The sequence below is a fragment of the Variovorax sp. Root434 genome (genome assembly GCF_001426595.1).
In the GTDB taxonomy this organism is placed as follows: domain Bacteria; phylum Pseudomonadota; class Gammaproteobacteria; order Burkholderiales; family Burkholderiaceae_C; genus Variovorax.
In genome coordinates, this window is record NZ_LMEK01000001.1 from 617,361 (window position 1) to 636,670 (window position 19,310).

20 protein-coding genes are annotated in these 19,310 nt (G+C 66.2%); 11 read left to right on the top strand and 9 right to left on the bottom strand.

Translation table 11 applies throughout. The features are described 5' to 3' along the window. The first annotated feature begins 64 nt into the window (after nt 1-64). The 4 genes from glnA (at nt 65) to ntrC (ending at nt 4,764) form a co-directional block, all read left to right on the top strand. Nucleotides 65-1,480, top strand: coding sequence for a type I glutamate--ammonia ligase (gene glnA / locus ASD05_RS02880; RefSeq protein ID WP_007829403.1), 1,416 nt, complete (start codon nt 65-67; stop codon nt 1,478-1,480). A 135-nt stretch (nt 1,481-1,615) separates the two neighbouring features. Beyond that, a complete protein-coding gene (locus tag ASD05_RS02885; protein ID WP_056587316.1) occupies nt 1,616-2,125 on the top strand; it encodes a hypothetical protein in 510 nt (169 codons plus the stop codon). A 4-nt stretch (nt 2,126-2,129) separates the two neighbouring features. Then, nucleotides 2,130-3,209 carry a nitrogen regulation protein NR(II) gene (gene glnL, locus ASD05_RS02890; protein ID WP_056510423.1) on the top strand — a complete coding sequence of 360 codons (1,080 nt, stop codon included), beginning with the start codon at nt 2,130-2,132 and terminating at the stop codon, nt 3,207-3,209. 22 nt (nt 3,210-3,231) lie between these two features. After that, nucleotides 3,232-4,764 carry a nitrogen regulation protein NR(I) gene (gene ntrC, locus ASD05_RS02895; protein WP_056587319.1) on the top strand — a complete coding sequence of 511 codons (1,533 nt, stop codon included), beginning with the start codon at nt 3,232-3,234 and terminating at the stop codon, nt 4,762-4,764. Nucleotides 4,765-4,788: 24 nt separating this feature from the next. On the opposite strand, the gene ASD05_RS02900 is transcribed toward ntrC, so the two are convergent. The 5 genes from ASD05_RS02900 to ASD05_RS02920 all read right to left on the bottom strand — a co-directional run bounded on the left by ASD05_RS02900 (nt 4,789) and on the right by ASD05_RS02920 (nt 8,274). Further along, nucleotides 4,789-5,316, bottom strand: a complete 528-nt coding sequence (locus ASD05_RS02900; RefSeq protein WP_056587322.1) for a hypothetical protein — start codon at nt 5,314-5,316, stop codon at nt 4,789-4,791. Nucleotides 5,317-5,319: 3 nt separating this feature from the next. Continuing rightward, the gene (gene xth, locus ASD05_RS02905) at nt 5,320-6,105 is read right to left on the bottom strand and encodes an exodeoxyribonuclease III (protein ID WP_056587325.1); all 786 of its coding nucleotides are present in this window, start codon (nt 6,103-6,105) and stop codon (nt 5,320-5,322) included. A gap of 353 nt (nt 6,106-6,458) precedes the next feature. After that, a complete protein-coding gene (locus ASD05_RS02910) occupies nt 6,459-6,698 on the bottom strand; it encodes a hypothetical protein (RefSeq protein ID WP_007829428.1) in 240 nt (79 codons plus the stop codon). Between the two features lie 203 nt (nt 6,699-6,901). Continuing rightward, nucleotides 6,902-7,426: a dihydrofolate reductase gene (locus ASD05_RS02915; protein ID WP_413748048.1), complete on the bottom strand. Its 525-nt coding sequence runs from the start codon at nt 7,424-7,426 to the stop codon at nt 6,902-6,904. Nucleotides 7,427-7,431: 5 nt separating this feature from the next. Next, nucleotides 7,432-8,274: a thymidylate synthase gene (locus ASD05_RS02920; RefSeq protein ID WP_056587333.1), complete on the bottom strand. Its 843-nt coding sequence runs from the start codon at nt 8,272-8,274 to the stop codon at nt 7,432-7,434. Between the two features lie 71 nt (nt 8,275-8,345). Here ASD05_RS02920 and nthA point away from each other — a divergent pair, with 71 nt between their 5' ends. The 4 genes from nthA to ASD05_RS02940 all read left to right on the top strand — a co-directional run bounded on the left by nthA (nt 8,346) and on the right by ASD05_RS02940 (nt 11,521). After that, nucleotides 8,346-9,011: a nitrile hydratase subunit alpha gene (gene nthA / locus ASD05_RS02925; RefSeq protein ID WP_056587336.1), complete on the top strand. Its 666-nt coding sequence runs from the start codon at nt 8,346-8,348 to the stop codon at nt 9,009-9,011. Then, the gene (gene nthB / locus ASD05_RS02930; RefSeq protein WP_056587339.1) at nt 9,008-9,673 is read left to right on the top strand and encodes a nitrile hydratase subunit beta; all 666 of its coding nucleotides are present in this window, start codon (nt 9,008-9,010) and stop codon (nt 9,671-9,673) included. Before nthA ends, nthB begins: the two co-directional genes overlap by 4 nt. 61 nt (nt 9,674-9,734) lie before the next feature. After that, nucleotides 9,735-10,103, top strand: a complete 369-nt coding sequence (locus tag ASD05_RS02935; protein ID WP_056587342.1) for a nitrile hydratase accessory protein — start codon at nt 9,735-9,737, stop codon at nt 10,101-10,103. Nucleotides 10,104-10,270: 167 nt separating this feature from the next. Next, complete coding sequence (locus tag ASD05_RS02940; RefSeq protein ID WP_056587345.1) at nt 10,271-11,521, top strand: glutamate carboxypeptidase; 1,251 nt, start codon at nt 10,271-10,273, stop codon at nt 11,519-11,521. A gap of 8 nt (nt 11,522-11,529) precedes the next feature. Here the strand turns inward: ASD05_RS02940 and ASD05_RS02945 are convergent, their stop codons facing one another. The 3 genes from ASD05_RS02945 to ASD05_RS02955 form a co-directional block, all read right to left on the bottom strand. After that, the gene (locus tag ASD05_RS02945; RefSeq protein ID WP_056587348.1) at nt 11,530-12,234 is read right to left on the bottom strand and encodes a glutathione S-transferase N-terminal domain-containing protein; all 705 of its coding nucleotides are present in this window, start codon (nt 12,232-12,234) and stop codon (nt 11,530-11,532) included. An 82-nt stretch (nt 12,235-12,316) separates the two neighbouring features. Beyond that, on the bottom strand, nt 12,317-13,153 hold the full coding sequence (locus tag ASD05_RS02950; RefSeq protein WP_056587351.1) for a phosphate/phosphite/phosphonate ABC transporter substrate-binding protein: 837 nt from the start codon (nt 13,151-13,153) through the stop codon (nt 12,317-12,319). A gap of 123 nt (nt 13,154-13,276) precedes the next feature. Then, nucleotides 13,277-13,975, bottom strand: a complete 699-nt coding sequence (locus ASD05_RS02955) for a TetR/AcrR family transcriptional regulator (protein WP_056587354.1) — start codon at nt 13,973-13,975, stop codon at nt 13,277-13,279. Nucleotides 13,976-14,176: 201 nt separating this feature from the next. Between ASD05_RS02955 and ASD05_RS02960 the strand changes: the two genes are divergently transcribed. Genes ASD05_RS02960 through ASD05_RS02970 form a run of 3 tightly spaced genes read left to right on the top strand, consistent with a single transcriptional unit; the run spans nt 14,177 to nt 17,692 of the window. Continuing rightward, nucleotides 14,177-14,980, top strand: coding sequence for an SDR family NAD(P)-dependent oxidoreductase (locus tag ASD05_RS02960; RefSeq protein WP_056587357.1), 804 nt, complete (start codon nt 14,177-14,179; stop codon nt 14,978-14,980). 25 nt (nt 14,981-15,005) lie between these two features. Further along, entirely contained in the window at nt 15,006-16,142 is a 1,137-nt protein-coding gene (locus tag ASD05_RS02965) for a DUF5938 domain-containing protein (RefSeq protein WP_056587360.1), read from the top strand. Nucleotides 16,143-16,147: 5 nt separating this feature from the next. Next, nucleotides 16,148-17,692, top strand: a complete 1,545-nt coding sequence (locus tag ASD05_RS02970; RefSeq protein WP_056587364.1) for an AMP-binding protein — start codon at nt 16,148-16,150, stop codon at nt 17,690-17,692. Here ASD05_RS02970 and ASD05_RS02975 read toward each other — a convergent pair. Further along, on the bottom strand, nt 17,680-19,290 hold the full coding sequence (locus tag ASD05_RS02975) for a class I adenylate-forming enzyme family protein (RefSeq protein WP_056587367.1): 1,611 nt from the start codon (nt 19,288-19,290) through the stop codon (nt 17,680-17,682). The two genes, ASD05_RS02970 and ASD05_RS02975, sit on opposite strands and share 13 nt — an antisense overlap. Nucleotides 19,291-19,310: the final 20 nt, after the last annotated feature.

Consider the following 19,310-nt stretch of genomic DNA (forward strand, 5'->3'; position numbering starts at 1 on the left):
ATGGCACAGAAACTGCATCCCTCGTCCCTGTATTCCTAACCACCATCCAACTCAGGAGAAACTGATGGCAAAGACCGTCGCCGATGTACTCAAGCTCGTCAAGGAAAACGAGGTCAAGTTCGTCGACTTCCGCTTCACCGACACCCGTGGCAAAGAGCAGCACGTCACCGTGCCGGTCTCGGCTTTCGATGAAGACAAATTCACCTCGGGCCACGCGTTCGACGGTTCGTCCATCGCCGGCTGGAAGGGCATCGAAGCTTCGGACATGCAGCTCATGCCCGACCCGAACACCGCCAACATCGATCCCTTCTTCGAAGAAACGACGCTGATCCTGACCTGCGACGTGATCGACCCCGCCGACGGCAAGGCCTACGAGCGTGATCCGCGTTCGCTCGCCAAGCGCGCCGAAGCCTACATGAAGGCCTCGGGCCTGGGCGACACCGCCTTCTTCGGTCCGGAACCCGAATTCTTCGTGTTCGACGGCGTCCGCTGGAAGAACGACATGTCGGGCTGCTTCGTGAAGATCGACTCCGAAGAAGCCTCGTGGAACACCGACAAGGAATACGAGCACGGCAACACCGGCCACCGTCCCGCAGTCAAGGGCGGCTACTTCCCGGTTCCCCCGGTCGACAGCTTCCAGGACATGCGCTCGGAAATGTGCCTGGTGCTCGAATCGCTCGGCATCCCCGTCGAAGTGCATCACCATGAAGTGGCCAACGCCGGCCAGATGGAACTCGGCACCAAGTTCAGCACGCTGGTCCAGCGCGCCGACTGGGTCCAGCTGCAAAAGTACGTGATCCACAACGTGGCCCACGCCTACGGCAAGACCGCCACCTTCATGCCCAAGCCCATCGTCGGCGACAACGGCTCCGGCATGCACGTGCACCAGTCGGTCTGGAAGGACGGCAAGAACCTGTTCGCAGGCGACGGCTATGCAGGCCTGAGCGACTTCGCGCTGCACTACATCGGCGGCATCATCAAGCACGCCCGTGCCCTGAACGCCATCACGAACCCCGGCACCAACAGCTACAAGCGCCTGGTGCCCGGCTTCGAAGCCCCGGTGAAGCTGGCCTACTCGGCCAAGAACCGCTCGGCCTCGATCCGCATTCCGTTCGTGGCCAACCCGAAGGGCCGCCGCGTCGAAGCGCGCTTCCCCGATCCGCTGATGAACCCCTACCTCGGCTTCGCTGCGCTGCTGATGGCCGGCCTCGACGGCGTGGAAAACAAGATCCATCCGGGCGAAGCCGCCAGCAAGGACCTGTACCACCTGCCGCCGGAAGAAGACGCGCTGATCCCGACCGTCTGCCACAGCCTCGACCAGGCCCTGGAATACCTGGACAAGGACCGTGCGTTCCTGACCAAGGGCGGCGTGTTCACCGATGCATACATCGACGCGTACATCGAACTGAAGATGCAGGAAGTCACGCGCTTCCGCATGGCGACCCATCCGGTCGAGTTCGACATGTACTACTCGCTGTAAAGGCGGGCCCCTGACGGGGATTCAAGACAAAAGGACGGCCTCGGCCGTCCTTTTTCATTGGGCTGGAACATTTGGTCACGGTTGGCATCGAATTGCACGAAAATGCACCTTTGTCGCCGCCCTCCACCGATACACATGAAGACTGCTTCTCTCATTTTTCTGGCCGGTTCATTGATCGCGCTACCGGCGCTCGCGCAAGAGCGCGTCTGGCGTTGCGGCAACGAGTACACCAACAACGCCACCATCGCCCAGCAGAAGGGCTGCAAGGTCATGGAAGGCGGCAACGTCACGGTCGTGCAAGGCACAAAGACTTCGGGCGGCGGCTCCGCGTCGTCCGGTGGTTCCTCCGCGGCACGCGCGCCGGCGGGCAGCCCGCGTGTCGAAGGCGTCGACCAGCGCGCGCGCGACGGCGAGGCGCGTTCGGTGCTCGAAGCCGAGCTCAAGAAGGCCGAGGCACGCCAGGCCGAGCTGCAGAAGGAATACAACAACGGCGAGCCCGAAAAGCAGGGCAGCGAAGGCCGCAACTACCAGAAGTACCTGGACCGCGTCGCCGAAATGAAGGCCGAGCTGGCGCGCAACGAAAGCGACATCGCCGGCATCCGTCGCGAGATCGGCCGCCTGCCGAACAAGCAGCAGTCGCAATAGCCATATGGTGTTCGGGAAGAAGGCGAGCGGCGCCAATCCGCGCTTCCAGTCCTTCGACCTGCTGTCCACGCTGATCGCGGTGGTCAACAGCAACGGCTCGGTGCTGTTTGCCAATGCAGGCCTCGAAGACGCACTGGGTACATCGCGGCGCACCCTCGAGGGTTCGCAGTTCGGTGCGTGCTTTCACGAGCCGCAGGTGCTGCGCACGGCGATCGACGGCGCAAGCAGCAACGACTTCGCCACGCTGCGCTACGAAGCCTTCCTGCGCCGCGTCAATCACGAGCTCATGCCGGTGCAGGTCACGCTCGCGCATGGCGACAAGAAGGGCGAACTCATCATCGAGATGTCGCCGCTCGAGCATCAGGTGCGGCAGGACCGCGAAGAGCGCCTCATCGACCAGGCGCAGGCCAACAAGGAACTCATCCGCAACCTCGCGCACGAGATCAAGAACCCGCTCGGCGGCATCCGCGGCGCGGCACAGCTGCTGCAGATGGAGGTCGAGTCGCGCGACCTCATCGAATACACCCAGGTCATCATCCATGAGGCCGACCGGCTGCAGACGCTGGTCGACCGCCTGCTCGCGCCGCACCGCCGGCCGCACGTGGTGGGCGACGTCAACATCCACGAGGTGTGCGAGCGCGTGCGCTCGGTCATCCTTGCGGAGTTTCCGCGCGACCTGCACATCGAGCGTGATTTCGACGTGTCTATTCCCGAGTTCCGCGGCGACCGCGAGCAGCTCATCCAGGCCACGCTCAACATCACGCACAACGCCGCACAGGCGCTGGCCGAGCGCCGCGCGGCCGGCGATGCGCAGATCACTTTCAAGACGCGCATCGCCCGCCAGGTGATCTTCAACAAGCAGTGGTATCGACTGGCACTGGAATTGCATGTCATCGACAATGGACCGGGTGTGCCGGACACGATCAAGGACCGCATCTTCTATCCGCTGGTATCGGGCAGGGAAGGCGGGACCGGGCTGGGATTGACGCTCGCACAGACTTTTGTGCAACAGCATCACGGCGTGATCGAGTGCGACAGCGTCCCGGGCCGAACCGATTTCAAGATATTGATACCGCTGCCCTAGCAGCCCGGCAACAAGGAGATGCATGAAGCCGATCTGGATAGTTGATGACGACCAATCGATTCGCTTCGTGCTCGAGAAGGCTCTGCTGCGCGAAGACTTGCCCACGCGCAGTTTCACGAACACGCGCGAGGTGCTCGCAGCACTCGAACAGGCCGCCGACGACGATCAGCAAGGTCCCCAGGTCCTGGTGAGCGACATCCGCATGCCCGGCGGCTCCGGGCTCGACCTGCTCGACAAGATCAAGGCCAAACATCCTGGCCTGCCCGTCATCATCATGACGGCCTTTTCAGACCTCGACAGCGCCGTCTCGGCCTTCCAGGGCGGTGCCTTCGAATACCTGCCCAAGCCCTTCGACCTGCCGCGCGCGGTCGAGCTCATCCGCCGCGCCGTCGACGAAAGCCAGCGCGAAGAAGTCGCCGAAGAACGCATGGTCGCGGCGCCCGAAATGCTCGGCCAGGCGCCCGCGATGCAGGACGTGTTCCGTGCCATCGGCCGGCTCTCGCAAAGCAACGTCACGGTGCTCATCACCGGCGAATCGGGCTCGGGCAAGGAGCTGGTGGCGCGTGCGCTGCACAAGCACTCGCCGCGCGCCAACGGCCCCTTCGTGGCCATCAACACCGCGGCCATCCCGAAGGACCTGCTCGAGAGCGAACTCTTCGGCCACGAACGCGGTGCCTTCACCGGCGCGCAGACCATGCGCCGCGGCCGCTTCGAGCAGGCCGAGGGCGGCACGCTGTTCCTCGACGAAATCGGCGACATGCCCTTCGACCTGCAGACGCGCCTGCTGCGGGTGCTGAGCGACGGCCATTTCTACCGCGTGGGTGGCCACAACTCGGTGAAGGCCAACGTGCGCGTCATCGCCGCGACCCACCAGGACCTGGAGCAGCGCGTCAAGCTCGGCGGCTTCCGCGAAGACCTGTTCCACCGCCTCAACGTGATCCGCCTGCGTCTGCCGGCATTGCGCGAACGCGGCGAAGACGTGCCCGCGCTCACGCGCCACTTCCTGCAGGTGAGCGCGCGCCAGCTCGGTGTCGAGCCCAAGCGCATTTCCGACGCGGCGCTGGCCAGGCTCGCGGCCTTCAGCTTTCCGGGCAATGTGCGCCAGCTCGAGAACATCTGCCACTGGCTGACCGTGATGGCGCCGGCCCAGCTGATCGAAGCGAAGGACCTGCCACCCGAGGTGATGGCCGTCGGTGCAGGCACCGAGGCCCACGTGCCCGAAGCCGTGGCTGCCGCACCAACCGCAATGGCCCAGCCCGCCGCATCGCTGCCGGTTGCGGCCAGCGGTGAATCGGCGCCTGTGCCCACCGTTTCCGAATCCACCGAAGCGCATGCAGGCGTGAGCAGTTGGGAAAGCGGTCTGGAGGTCGAGGCGCAGGCGCTGCTGGCGGCCGGCCGCACCGACGTCTGGGACGTGCTCACGCGCCGCTTCGAGTCGAGGCTGATCCTCACGGCCCTGGCCAACACGCGGGGCCGCCGCATCGAGGCCGCGCAGAAGCTCGGCATCGGGCGCAACACCATCACCCGAAAGATCCAGGAACTCGGGATCGAATGAAAAGGCCCTTCGGGGCTTTTTTCTTCACCGGCTGCGCTGGCCGAGCGTCAGCGAGTCGATCTGGAATTTCCCGCTCTTGTCCCAGAGCCAGGTGTCAACGTACGTGTGACCGCCCAGCTTGCCCGGATTGGGCAGTGGCGACGTGGCCTTGATCAGTTCGGCAATCATCGGCGGCACTTCGGGCGCATGGCTCGGCGTGCGGCTGAACGTGACGTTCACCACCTTGCCGGTGGCGTCGATCTCGGTCTCGACCACCACCACCGCATACACCAGCGGCGGGATCTTGCCCTTGTAGATGCGGCTTGCGTACTTGTTGTAGATGTGGCGTGCGCCGATCTTGCGATACGTTCGCACGGCTGGCGTTTGTGCCGTGATCAGGCGCACGGTGGGCACGTTGCGGTCGTCCGGCGCGGCTTCGCCGGTGGGGGAGGTCGCGGTGGCGCCCGTACCGCCTTCGGCCTTGTCGGTGGGCTTCAGCAGGGAGCAGGCAGACAGCGCGAGTGCGGTGGCCACCAATGCGATGCGGCCTGCGATGCGGGTGGGCGCGGCCATCGGTCAGGCCCCCTGGTCCACATCGAGCACCACCGGCGCATGGTCGCTCGGCTTTTCCCATTTGCGCGGCACGCGGTCGATGATGCAGCCCTTCACGCGCGGCACCAGCGGCTGGCTCACCAGGACGTGGTCGATGCGCAGCCCGCGGTTCTTCTGGTAGCCCAGCATGCGGTAGTCCCACCACGAGTAGCTTTTCTCGGGCTGCTCGAACATGCGAAAACTGTCTGTCAGGCCCAGTTCGAGCAGCGCCTTGAAATGATTGCGCTCCTCGGTGGTGTGGTGGATCGTTTCCTTCAGGCCCACCGGGTCGAAGCTGTCGCGGTCTTCCGGCGTGATGTTGAAGTCGCCCAGCAGCACGAGGTTCGGGTTCGACACCATTTCCTGGCGCAGCCAGTCTCGCAGCGCGTCGAGCCACTTCAGCTTGTATTCGAACTTGTCAGTGCCCGGCGCCTGGCCGTTCACGAAGTAGCCGTTGACCACACGCAGCGGACCCGACGGCGTTTCAATGGTGGCTGCGATCACGCGCGACTGGTCGTCGGTGAAGCCGCCGATGTTCTTCACCACGTCGCGCATTGGCGCAAGGCTGAGGATCGCCACGCCGTTGTAGGTCTTCTGGCCGAACACCGCCGCTTCATAGCCGGCCGACTTGAGCACGTCGAGCGGGAACTTGTCGTCGGTCATCTTGAGTTCCTGCAGGCACAGCACGTCGACCGGATTGGCGATGAGCCAGTCGAGCACGTGCTGCAGGCGTGCGGTGAGGGAGTTGACGTTCCAGGTGGCTATTTTCATGAGGTCGACAAGTATCTGCAGGGCTGTCAGTGTGGCACGGGCCGCGGGGCCTTGGTTTTCGCAATCCTCGTGCGAAGGTAATTCGTCGCACATTCTGCCGTTGCCTCGGTGATGGCTTGAGCGGCGCCCTGCGCAAGGCGCCTCGCCTTCAGGGCTGCATGCCCGATCCGACGAGAGTTCGTCTTCTGAAGTTACATGCACGAGTGCTTTGTCACGAAAGCAGACGACTCGGTGCGCGGAGGGCGAATCCGTTCGGCACATCCGGCCCAGCCAGTGGCAAGAACCGCAGCGTGAGCCGCATCATTTGCGCGATGCCCGCGCAGCGCGCCATGCGAGGCCGAAGGCGCGGCTTCCTACAGCTCGATGAATGCCGACGTGGCCTTGTTGAGCGCCAGCTTGCCCTTGGCGGTGATCGATTCGACCTGGGCCAGCTGGCGTATCGCGCGCGCATCGGGCGCGCGGTCCGAGGGCGGAATGAAGGCCGTCACCAACTCTGCCGCACGCAGCACGCGCAGCCTGTCGATGTCTGCCGGCGTGTGAATGACGTATGGCAATTTCTGCTCGGCGATGACCCGAAGAAATTCCATGGACATGAGCCGTCTCCTTGGGTTGAGGGCGGGAGCGACATTTTGCGCACAAACAATTGGCGTTGTCTAAACCCTGAACCGCGCATGCCTTTTCCGGCGCGTACCGAAGTTTTCCTTTCGCGCTGCGGGTGCGACGAAGGTGCCAGTTTGTTCCCGGCAGACGGACGGCTAGTTTGTTGAACCGTCCGGGCTGGCCAAACTGTCGCCGCTCATCCGTTCGGGGATGCGATGCGCTCGTAGGTCACGAAGCTGAAGCCCAGGCCTTCCTTGGCCGAGACATGCGATTCGCGCTGCGTCTCGCGCCACACGGCTGCGTCGAGATCCGGAGCGTAGGCATCGCCTTCGTAGTTGCGCGCAACCTCGGTCACGACCGCGCGCTGCGCGAGCGGCTCGGCCTCGGCGTAGATCTGCGCGCCGCCGATGACCCACACGGCGTCGGCCTTCGATGACGATTCGCAAAGCGACAGCGCCTCCTGCAGGCTGCCCGCGCGCAGTGCGCCGTCGGCCTGCCAGCCGGGCTGCCGCGTCACCACGATGTTCTGCCGGCCCGGCAGCGGCCGGAAGCGTGGCGGCAGCGAGTCCCAGGTCTTGCGGCCCATGATCACCGGCGCGCCCGCGGTCTGCTGCTTGAAGTGCGCCATGTCCTCCGGGATGTGCCAGGGGATGGTGTTGTTCGCGCCAATCACGCCGTTGGCGGCGCGCGCGAAGATGAGGTTGACGCGGGGCTTGCTCATTCCGCTCATACCGCCACGGGCGCCTTGATCGGATCGCCGTGCCGGTAGTCCAGCACCTCGAAATCTTCGTACTGGTATTCGAAGATCGACGCCGGCTTGCGCTTGATGTTCAGCGTGGGGTACGGGTAGGGCGTGCGGCTGAGTTGCAGCGCGACCTGCTCGGCATGGTTGCTGTAGATGTGGCAGTCGCCGCCGGTCCAGATGAAGTCGCCCACGTCGAGGTCGCACTGCTGCGCCACCATGTGCGTGAGCAGCGCGTAGCTCGCGATGTTGAAGGGCACGCCCAGGAAGATGTCGGCGCTGCGCTGGTAGAGCTGGCAGCTGAGCTTGCCGCGTTCACCCTCGGCCTGCGGCGGCGCCACGTAGAACTGGAAGAAGGCATGGCAGGGCATGAGCGCCATCTTCGACAGCTCGGCCACGTTCCATGCGCTCACGATGATGCGGCGCGAATCGGGGTTGGTCTTCAGCGTCTTGATGACGTCGGCGATCTGGTCGATGTGGCCGCCGTCGGGCGTGGGCCAGCTGCGCCATTGCACGCCGTACACCGGGCCCAGGTCGCCGTCCTCGCGCGCCCATTCGTCCCAGATGGTGACGCCGCGTTCCTTGAGCCAGTTGTTGTTGCTGGAGCCGGTGAGGAACCACAGCAGCTCCTGGATGATGGACTTCAGGTGCACCTTCTTCGTGGTGACCAGCGGGAAGCCCTCGTTCAGGTCGAAGCGCATCTGGTGGCCGAACACGCTCTTGGTGCCCGTGCCCGTGCGGTCGCTCTTGAAGACGCCATGCGTGTCGACGTGGCGCATGAAGTCTTCGTACTGGGAGCGGACGGGGCGGGCGGGCGTGGGGGTCATGAGCGAGGGGCTTCCGGGGGGATCTGGCGGGTGGCTTCGAATTTTAAGTGCCCGGGCGTAGCATCGTCGGAATGAGTGCAGACCACCCCCACGACGACAGCGGCCACGGTCACGACCATGGCCATGACCACGAACACAGCGAACTCGGCGAGATGGACCTGCGCGTGCGTGCGCTCGAAAGCGTGCTCGCGCAGAAGGGCTACATCGACCCGGCCGCGCTCGACGTGCTGATCGACACCTACCAGACCCGCATCGGCCCGCGCAACGGCGCGAGGGTGGTGGCGCGGGCCTGGGTCGATCCGGCCTTCCGGCAGTGGCTGCTGGCCGACGCCACGGCAGCCATCGCCTCGCTGGGCTACACCGGCCGGCAGGGCGAGCACATGGTGGCAGTGGAGAACACCGACGACACGCACCACATGGTGGTGTGCACCCTGTGCAGCTGCTACCCGTGGCCGGTGCTGGGCCTGCCGCCCACCTGGTACAAGAGCGCGCCGTACCGCTCGCGCGCGGTGAAGGACCCGCGCGGCGTGCTTGCCGACTTCGGCGTGACCCTGCCCGAGACCACGCGCATCCGCGTATGGGATTCGACCGCCGAGGTGCGCTACCTCGTGATTCCGCAGCGGTCCGCCGGCACTGAAGGCCTGAGTGAAGACGAGCTTGCCGATCTGGTCTCGCGCGATTCGATGATCGGCACGCGGCTGGCCGGCGTGCCTGCGCAAGCGGGGAGCGCCGCATGAGCTACGCGACGAAGGCGGACCTCGGCGGGCAGCCCGGCTTCGGCAAGGTGGTGCCCGAAGCCGAGGGCGAGCTTTTTCATGCCGATTGGGAGCCGCGCGCGCTGGCGCTCGTGCTGGCCATGGGCGCGACGGGCTCGTGGAACATCGATGCGAGCCGCTCCGTGCGCGAGACGCTGCCCGACTATGGCGAGCTGAGCTATTACCAGATCTGGCTTCGCGCGCTAGAGCAGCTGATGCTGCAACGCGGTCAGCTCTTTCCCGACGAGATCGCGAGCGGCGAGATGCGCCACGCGGCCGCGCCTGTGGCCCGCGTGCTGCGCGCGGCCGATGTGCAGTCGGTGCTGGCCAAGGGCTCGCCCGCCGAGCGACCAGCACCTGCACCGGCTCGCTTCGCTCCTGGCCAGGAGGTGCGCATGCACCTCGGCAAGGTCGACCATCACACGCGGCTGCCGGCCTATGTGCAGGGCAAGCGCGGCACCATCGTTCACGTACATGGCGCGCATGTGTTCGCCGACACCAACGCGCAAGGGCTCGGCGAGCAGCCGCAGTGGCTCTACACGGTGGAGTTCGACGAAGCCGAACTGTGGGGCGACGATGCGCCGCGCCAGAACCTCTCGGTGTCGGTCGATGCGTGGGAGAGCTATCTGGAGGCCGTGGCATGAGCGCCGCGCCGGGCCGCCCCAAGCAAGCTCGCACCGCAGTGCGAAGCACGAAGGTATTCCAATGAGCGGCGAGCGCATGCCGCTGTCGCCCGGCATGCCGCGCGATGCGGACGGGCCGGTGTTCAGCGCGCTATGGGAAGCCCAGGCCTTCGCGATGACGCTTGCGCTGCACGAGCGCGGCCTCTTCACATGGCCCGAATGGGCCGAGGCGCTGGCGGCGCAGATCTCCGAGGCTCAGGCCGCGGGCGACCCCGACACCGGCCAGACCTACTACCTGCACTGGCTGGCCGCGCTCGAGAAGCTCGTGGCCAGCAAGGGCGCCAGCTCGGGCGACGAACTGGCCCGCTACCGGCATGCCTGGGAGCACGCGGCCGGCCGCACGCCGCATGGGCAGCCGATCGAGCTGCGCGGGGAAGACTTTTCGGGCTGAGCTTTTCCGGTTGAAGTGTCTGTAGAGTGCGTGCGGCAGCGCCCGCATCGTGAGCTTGATCCGTTCGCGAGTCGGGTGATAGCCTGCCGCGCCTTCCTCGACATTCCTTCAACAGAACGAACAACATGACGACCCTCTCGCGCCATCCCGCTTCGGCTTCTTCAGCCATGAAATCGCGGACTCCCGCTCGCCGCCACATGCTCGCCATCGCCCAATGCACCGCGCTCGCGTGTGCGCTCCTGGCTGGCAATGCCATGGCCCAGAAGCCGCATCAGGGCGTGCTCGACGCCGCCACGCAAAGCAAGGACGAGGCGCTGAAGATGCTGGAGCGCATGGTCAACATCGACTCCGGCTCGGCCGACACCGCGGGCCTCGACAAGGTCCGGGAGATGGCGGTGGAAGAGCTGCGCAAGCTCGGTGCGCGCATCGAGACCTTTCCGGCCGATCCGCATCCCGGTACCAACGTGGTCGCGACACTGACCGGCCAGGGCAAGAAGAAGATCCTGATCCTCGCGCACATGGACACCGTGTTCAAGGAAGGCACGGCTGCGGCCAAGCCCTTCTACATCAAGGACGGCCGCGCCTACGGCCCCGGCGTGATGGACGACAAGGGCGGGGTGATCGCCGGGCTCTACGCGCTGAAGATCCTGCAGCAGATCGGCTTCAAGGACTATGGGCAGATCACCTTCCTGCTCGACACCAACGAGGAGACCGGCTCCGTCGGCACCAGCGCGCTGATCGAGCGCATCGCGAAGCAGCACGACGTGGCGCTGAACCTGGAGCCGGGCCGCCCGGCCGATGGTCTCGTTGTCGAGCGCAAGGGCTCGGCCACCGCGCTCGTCGAGGTGAAGGGGCTGGCCGCTCACGCGGGCGTGGCGCCCGAGGCGGGCCGCAATGCGGCGATGGAAGTGGCGCACCAGGTGCTGCAGCTGTCGAAGACGGCGGACGCGGCGAAGAAGACCACCGTCAACTTCACGGTGCTCACGGCCAACGGACCGACCAACGTGATTCCGGCGACCGCGAGCGCCAAGGGCGATGTGCGCGCGGCCACGCCCGAGGAGCTCGACCGCGTGGAGAAAGACCTGGTCCGCATCTCGCAGAACAAGCTGATCCCCGAGACCGAGGTGCGCGTGCGCCTGATCCGCGGCCTGCCGCCGATGCCGCGTTCGCCCGCGTCCGACAAGCTGGTGCGCATGGCCGAAGGCATCTACGGCGAGATCGGCAAGAAGCTCACCGTCGAGAGCAGCGGCGGCGCGGCCGACGCGAGCCTGGTGGCGGGCGTCGGCGTGCCGGTGCTCGATGGCTTCGGCATCGTGGGTGGCGGCATCCACACGCCGGAGGAATACGCGGAGGTCGAGAGCGTGGTGCCGCGCCTCTACCTGCTGTCGCGCATGCTGATGGACCTCAGCGCGAACTGAGCAGGCGCTCAGCCGCGCTTCGGAATGCCCAGCCCCGCCACCACGGCGGGGCGCGCCACGAAGGCTTCGAGCGCGCGCGCCACGTTCGGAAAATCCTTGAAGCCCACGAGGTCCGCTGCCTCGTAGAAGCCGATCAGGTTGCGTACCCACGGGAAGGTGGCGATGTCGGCGATGGTGTAGCTGTCGCCCACGATCCATGCGCGATCCGACAGGCGCTGGTCGAGCACGCCGAGCAGGCGCTTCGATTCGGCCACGTACCGGTCGCGCGGGCGCTTGTCTTCGTAGTCCTTGCCGGCGAACTTGTTGAAGAAGCCGAGCTGGCCGAACATCGGGCCGATGCCGCCCATCTGGAACATCACCCACTGCAGGGTTTCGTAGCGGCCGGCGGCGTCCTGCGGAATGAACTTGCCGGTCTTCTCGGCGAGGTACACGAGGATGGCGCCCGATTCGAACAGCGCCAGCGGCTTGCCGTCCGGGCCATCGGGGTCGAGGATGGCCGGGATCTTGTTGTTCGGGTTGAGCGACAGGAACGCTGGCGAGGTCTGGTCGTGGGTCTCGAAGCTCACGAGGTGCGGCTCGTAGGGCAGGCCGGTCTCCTCCAGCATGATCGACACCTTCACGCCGTTGGGCGTGGGCAGCGAATACAGCTGCAGCCGGTCAGGGTGCTGCGCGGGCCATTTTTTCGTGATGGGGAAGCTCGAGAGATCGGTCATGGAGGGAGTCCTTGGGAGGGAGACGGCAAGCGCCGGATTCTGCCCGGGCCGGGCAGGCGGCGTGCGCGTACGGCCTTGCCCCTCAGATCCCCAGCCAGCTCATCAGCGAGGACTCGACGTCGGACGAAGGCGTGACGAAGCCCACATAGGTGGACGCAGCGAGCGCGCGCTTGCCGGCGTCGGTCTGCGCCAGGCTCAGCAGCGCATCGCGCGCCGCGTTCACCGTGGCCGCATCGAGCTTGCGCGACGCGAGCCACTGCTTGATCGGCACGGCGCGCGATTCCGCGCAGACCTTGCCGCCGCCGTCTTTCCAGGTCTTGATCACGCTGGAGGCTGCCGTTGCGCCGTAGGCTGCAAAGCCGTTCTGCACGTAGAAGGGCACGGCCTCCTGGAAGCGCGTGTTGGTGACTTTGACCGCAGTGCCTTGCAGGCCCTGCTCGCGCAGCATCGCGCGTGTGATCACCGCGGTGATCGAGTCGGCGTCGGGCATGACCAGCTGCTTGCCGGCCACGCTTTTCCAGTCGGAGATCGGCTGCTGTTCCTTGCACAGGAACGACACCTTGTAGTCGGTGTAGCCGGTGGTCCAGGCGAATGCGCTGTACTGCCCGCCCTTGATAGCGCCGAGGGCCACGTGCGACGGGTGCACGAAGGCGAAGTCGACCTGCTGCTGCTTCAGCGCGTCGCGCGCACCGTTGTACGAATTGAAGATCTTGATCGTCACCGGCTGCTTGAGCGCCTTGGACAGCACCTCGGCGATGGGCTCGAAGCGGGCGGTGACCTGTGCGTCGGACACGTTGTAGCTCACCCCTTCGCTGACACCGATCACAAAGGCATGCGACGAAGCGCAGGCTGCGAGAAGCAGCGCGGCCGTACCGCGGGCGATGGTGCGAGGTGAATGGAGGGCGGCGCGGTGTTTCATGGGGACTTTTTCCGGAGGGTGGTGTTGTAACTAAATTATTACATTCATCCACTCGAGGGAACAGGCCCGGACCGCAGGGTTAGCACTGACGAAACAACACTTTGGCGGCCCATGGGCCGACCGTCAGGCGGGTTGTGCGTGTCGGGTGCTGCGCTTGCGGGCCGCAGCAGGCATGGCCTTGGCAGGCGCGGCGAACAGGCGCGAGATGGCTTGGCGCACATCGGCCTGCATCTGGTCGACGGCCTTTGCATCGCCCGACAGGTGCTTCAGCAGCGCCTGCTGGAACAGTCCGTCGAACAGCGCATAGGTGGCCGAGGGCGGCATGCCGGGCAGCTCGCCCGAGAGTTCGGCGAAGCGGCTCATGATGCGCCAGATCATGTCTTCCAGGCTCTTGTCGATCTGCACGACATCGGCGCGGAAGGCTTCCTCGAACAGCGCCTGCGAACGCAGGTCGTACCAGAGGCGGTGCACGTGGCCTTCATCGCGCAGCGTATCGGCCAGGCTCTGCAGGAAGCCTTCCATCAGTTCGTCGCAGGTGGTGGCGCTCTCCACGGCATGGTCGTAGCGCTTGACGCAGCGCGCCTTGTACTGCTTGACGCTGCAGATGATCAGGTCGACCTTGTCGCTGAAGTAGTAGTGCAGCACGCCGTGCGAGAACTCCGAGTTCTGCGCGATCTCGCGCAGGCTGGTGCGCGCATAGCCCAGTGCCGCCAGCGTGGTGAGCGCGGCCTCGCCCAGTTCGGCGCGACGTTCGGAGAACTTGTCGATCCGCGCCTTGGGCACCCGTTCGGCGTGTTTCTTTGCCCGTTGATGTGTCGTCATTGAAAGCCGGACCGCACGCATGCCAGCCCTGTGTTCCTCGTGATTGCAAACCATAGCACGCAAGCGGGAGAACCCGCATCCGGCGCGCCCTGCATGCCATTCTAGGAAATCTTGACAGTCGTCAAATAAAAACTTGACGACTGTCAAGTCGATTTCTAGGATGACCGCTCCATCCCACAACACATCTACAGGAGACAAGCGATGGGCAAGTTCGACTTGAAAGGGCGCAAGGCCCTGGTGACGGGCGGTGCGCGCGGCATTGGCGCGAGCATTGCCGAAGCGCTGGCGGCGGCCGGCGCGTCCGTGATGATTGGCGACGTGCTCGCCGACCTGGGGCGCGAAACCGCTGCCAGGCTTTCCGCGTCGGGAGCGAAGGTGGGCTTCGTGCCGCTCGACGTCACGAAGGACGCCGAGTGGGCCTCGGCCACCGAGACCACCGTCAAGGAGCTCGGCGGCTTCGACATCCTCGTCAACAACGCCGGCATCGAGATCACCTCGCTGGTGGTCGACGTCGACGGTGACGACCTGCGCCGCATGCTCGATGTCAACGTGGCCGGCACGCTGCTCGGCATGAAGCACGCGTTTCGCGCGATGCGGCCCGGCGGCGGCGCGGGCGGCGGAGGAGCGGTGGTCAACATCGCGTCGGTCGCGGCGACCATCGCGTTTCCGGCCATTGCGGGCTATTCGGCCACCAAGTCGGCGGTCGACCGCGCCACGCGTGTCGCGGCCATGGAGTCCGGCAAGCTGGGCTACGGCGTGCGCGTGAACTGCATATACCCGGGGCTGGTGCCCACCGACATGGGCATGAAGCTCGCCAGCGACATCGTGGCCGCGGGGCTCGCGCCGAGCGTCGAGGCAGCCGTCGGCGACGTGATCGGCCAGACACCCCTGGGCCGTCTCGGCGAGGTCGGCGACATGGCCGACGTGGTGGTCTTCCTCTGCTCCGATGCAGCCCGGTTCATTACCGGCGCGGGCCTGGCGGTGGATGGCGGCATGGGCATGTGAACACACAACACCAAGGAGACACAACATGAGCACCGGCAAGAAGAAACCCGTCGTCGTCTACGGCGCCTCCGGCTACACCGGCCGCCTGGTCTGCGAGTACCTGCGCGAGTACAACATCCCCTTCATCGCCGCGGGCCGCAGCCAAGAGAAGGTGGACGCGGCGATGAAGTCCAACGTGCCCGGCATCGAGACCGCGAGCCACGATGTGGTGGAGGTGGCGCATTCGGTGAAAGCGCTCACGGAGCTCTTCACCGATGCTTCGGTGGTGCTCAATACGGTGGGGCCTTTCGCCAAGTTCGGCCACGAGGTCGTCGAAGCCAGCCTGGCCGCAGGGTGCCACTACACCGACACCACGGGCGAGCAGGACTGGCTCATCACGCTCGAGCAGAAGTACGGCGCCAAGTTCGCCGCCGCGGGCCTGCTGCTGTCGCCCGGCCTGGCACACATGTACACCACTGGCGAGATCGCCGCCCAGCTGTGCCTGGAGACACCCGGGCTCGACACGCTGGACATCGCCGTGTTCTGGGGCGGCAGCCCGACCATCGCATCCACCCAGACCATCCTGGTCAATGCGGCCACGTCGAAGGCCTACTACCTGGAGCAGAACGAGTACGTGGAATGGCAGCCCGACGCGGGCCTGTACCACCTGTCGATTCCCGGGCAGCACGAGGCGGCGCTGGCGCTGCCCTGGGGCGGCACCTCGCACCCGGTGTGGTTCAAGCGCGATCCGCGCGTGGCCAACGTGAAGGTGCTCGGCGGCGTCTTCAACAAGGCGCTGATGCAGGGCGTGCCGCAGATCGTGGCCGCCGCGCTCAAGGCCACCGAGGGCATGAACGACGAAGAACGCTATGCCGCCCTGTCCAAGACGGCATCGGGCGTGATGAACACCATGCCACCGCGCGAGAACCCGCGCATCAACAAGTCCGTCGATTCGGTGCATGCCTCCGGTCCGCTGGGCCGTGTGCACTGCGTGATCTTCGGCAACTGCAACTACAAACAGACCGGCTTGCTACAGGCTTATGCGGCCGCCTCGCTGCTGCAGCATGCACCGCGGCGCACCGGCTTCGCCTCGGGTTGCCAGGCCTTCGGGCATCGCGAGCTGTTGGGCGCGCTGCGCAGCTTCGGACTGGTGCAGGAGCCTGCGCTCACGCGGCTGGGCTGACTCGCATGCGCCTCGTCGACTATCTCGACAAGGGCGCCCAGCTGGGCGCCCATTCGCCGTGCCTGGCCTTGGGCGGCACCGAACTGAGCTATGCGCAGGTACAGCGCATCAGCTGGCGCGTGGCGCGCGGCCTGCAGCGCGCCGGCGTCCGGCCGGGGGACAAGGTGGCCGTGCTCTCGAGCAACGACGCGATGGCATTCGCCACGGTGTTCGGCATCTCGCGCGCGGGCTGCGTGTGGTGCCCGATCAATCCGCGCAACGAGGCGAGCGAGAACGCGTTCGTGCTCGACGCCTTCGATTGCGCGTGCCTGGTCTTTCACGGCAACTACGCGGCCATGGTCGAGCAGATGCGCTCGCAACTGCCCAAGCTGCGGGCGCTGGTGTGCCTTGACGGCCCGCAGGCCTTTGCGCCCTCCATGGAAGAGTGGTTGCAAGGGCTGGACGATTCACCCCTCGACATCGCGCCGCCCGACGACGTGGCCATGATCGCCGGCACCGGCGGCACCACCGGCCAGCCCAAGGGCGTGATGCTGTCGGGGCGCAACCTCGAAGCCATGTCGGCGCTCACGTTGATGGGCTATCCCTTCGAGGGCCGGCCCGCCTACCTCGCGCTCGCGCCGCTCACGCATGCGGCCGGTGTGCTGTGCCTGCCGGTGATGGCGCTGGGCGGGCAGGTCGTGATCATGCCCAAGCCCGACCTGGGCGAGTTCCTCGGGCTGATCGAAGAACACCGCATCACCCACACCTTCCTGCCGCCCACGCTGATCTACATGCTGCTGCAGCACCCGCAGCTGGCGAGCGCGAAGCTCGATTCGCTCCAATGCTTCTGGTACGGCGCAGCGCCCATGTCGGCCGCGCGGCTCGAGGAAGCACTCGGGAAGATCGGCCCCGTCATGGCACAGCTCTTCGGCCAGACCGAGGCGCCGATGATGATCTCGATGATGTCGCCGCGCGACCACTTCAACGCCGACGGCACGGTCGCACGCCATCGCCTGACGTCGGCCGGCCGGCCCGGGCCGCTGGTGCAGGTGGGCGTGATGAGCGGCGACGGCGCACTGCTGCCCACGGGCGAAAGCGGCGAGATCGTGGTGCGCGGCTCGCTCGTGATGCTGGGCTACTACAAAGACGCGCGCGCCACCGAAGAGGCGCGGCGCTTCGGCTGGCACCACACGGGCGACATCGGCTATCTCGATGCCGACGGCTTTCTCTACATCGTGGACCGCGCCAAGGACATGATCATCTCGGGTGGTTTCAACGTCTACTCCGCCGAGGTGGAGCAGGTGCTGATGCAGCACCCAGACGTGCAGGACAGCGCGGTGGTTGGCCTGCCCGACGAGAAGTGGGGCGAGCGCGTGGTGGCCGTGCTGCAGTTGCATGCCGGTCGGCATGTGGACGTGGAAGACATCAAGGCCTTCGTCAAGACACGCATCGGCGGCGTGAAGGCGCCCAAGCAGATCGAGGTATGGCCCGACCTGCCACGCTCCAAGGTGGGCAAGGTACTGAAGAAGGAAGTGCGGGCGGCGCTGCTGTCACCGGGTCAGCCCCGTTGATAGAGCCCCTGGTGTGCCTTGCGCAGCTCGAACTTCTGGATCTTGCCGGTGGAGGTCATCGGCAGCGCGGGCAGGAAGACGATTTCCTTCGGCACCTCGAAGCTGCCGAGGTGCTCCTTGCAGTGCGCCGCCAGCGCGGCCTCGGTGAAGTCCGCTGGCGCATCGGGCCGGCGCGTGACGAAGGCGGTGATGGCTTCGCCCCAGCGCTCGTGCGGCAGGCCCACCACCGCCGCATTGAGCACGGCGGGGTGCCGCAGCAGCACTTCCTCGACCTTGACCGACGGCACGTTCTCGCCGCCCGACTTCACCATGTCCTTCAAGCGGTCTAGAAAAATCAACTGCCCGTCACCGTCGAACTTGCCCAGGTCGCCCGAGTGGTGCCAGCCGAAGCGCTGCGCGTTCGCCGTCGCCTCCGGGTCCTTGTAGTAGCCCAGCATCACGTTGGGGCCGCGAAAGACGATCTCGCCGACCTGCTCCGGCCCGAGCAGTTCGCCCTCATCGCCCATCACGGCGACCTCGTTCACCAGCGTGCCCACGCCCCAATACGAGCCGAAGCGCTTGCGCTGCTCCTGCACCTCGAAGATGGTGGCGCCGGGGTACATCTCGGTCTGGCCCGAGACGAGTGCGAAGTTGGGGCAGAACCCGTCGAGCAGGCGCAGCAGCAGCGTGCGCGACATCGGCGCCATCGCGTAGACGCACAGCCGCAGGCTCGACAGGTCGCGCGCAGCGCGCTGCGGGTGCGCGAGCAGCGCGCCGTACATCATCGGCAGGCCGACCATCACCGTGATCCGGTGGCGCTCGATGGCGGCGAGCACCGCGCCGGGGTCGAAGCCGCGCAGCACGACGAGCGCGCTGCCCACCGCCAGCGCCGACATCAGCACCGTGTGCTGGCCGCAATGGAACAGCGGCAGCACGCTGCTCCACACGTCGGCGCGCTCGGGACTGCTGCCCCATTCGACCATGTTGCTCAGCAGCACCGAGTGAACCGACGCATGCGAATGCATCACGCCCTTCTGGCGCCCTGTGGTGCCGCTGGTGTACATGATGAGCGCAAGCTGCGTGCTGTCGATGGGCACTTCGGGCAGCGTGTGAGGTCCCTGCGCGATGGCCTGCGGCACGGTCGGCAGGCCGGCGGGCGGCGCATCGCCGTCGAGCACGCACAGCATCGGCGCGATGCCTTGCGCAGCCAGCAGTTCGCGCAGCTCGGGCTTCGCATGCAGCGCGGTGTCGATCACCAGGTGGCGCACCCCGGCATGCGCGAGGATGTAGCCGATGGCGTCCACTGCCAGCGCGGTGTTGATCGGCACCCACACCAGCCCGGCCTTCTGGATGCCCAGCATGGCGACCACCATCTGGATCGAGTTGTTGCACAGCATGCCCACGCGCTCGCCGCTCGAGAGGCCGAGGCCCAGCAGGTGATGCGCGAAGCGGTTCGACGCAGCGTCGAGTTCACCGTAGGACATGCGGTGTTCGCCCTCGATCAGCGCAGTGCGCGTGCCGAAGCGGCGCGCGCTGCGGTGGATCACGTCGCCCAGCGCGATGCGCGAGATGCGCGGATGGAACTGCGGCGGCGCGAGGCCGGTGGCGGCTGCAGGCATGCTCTGTGTCTCCGTTCTTC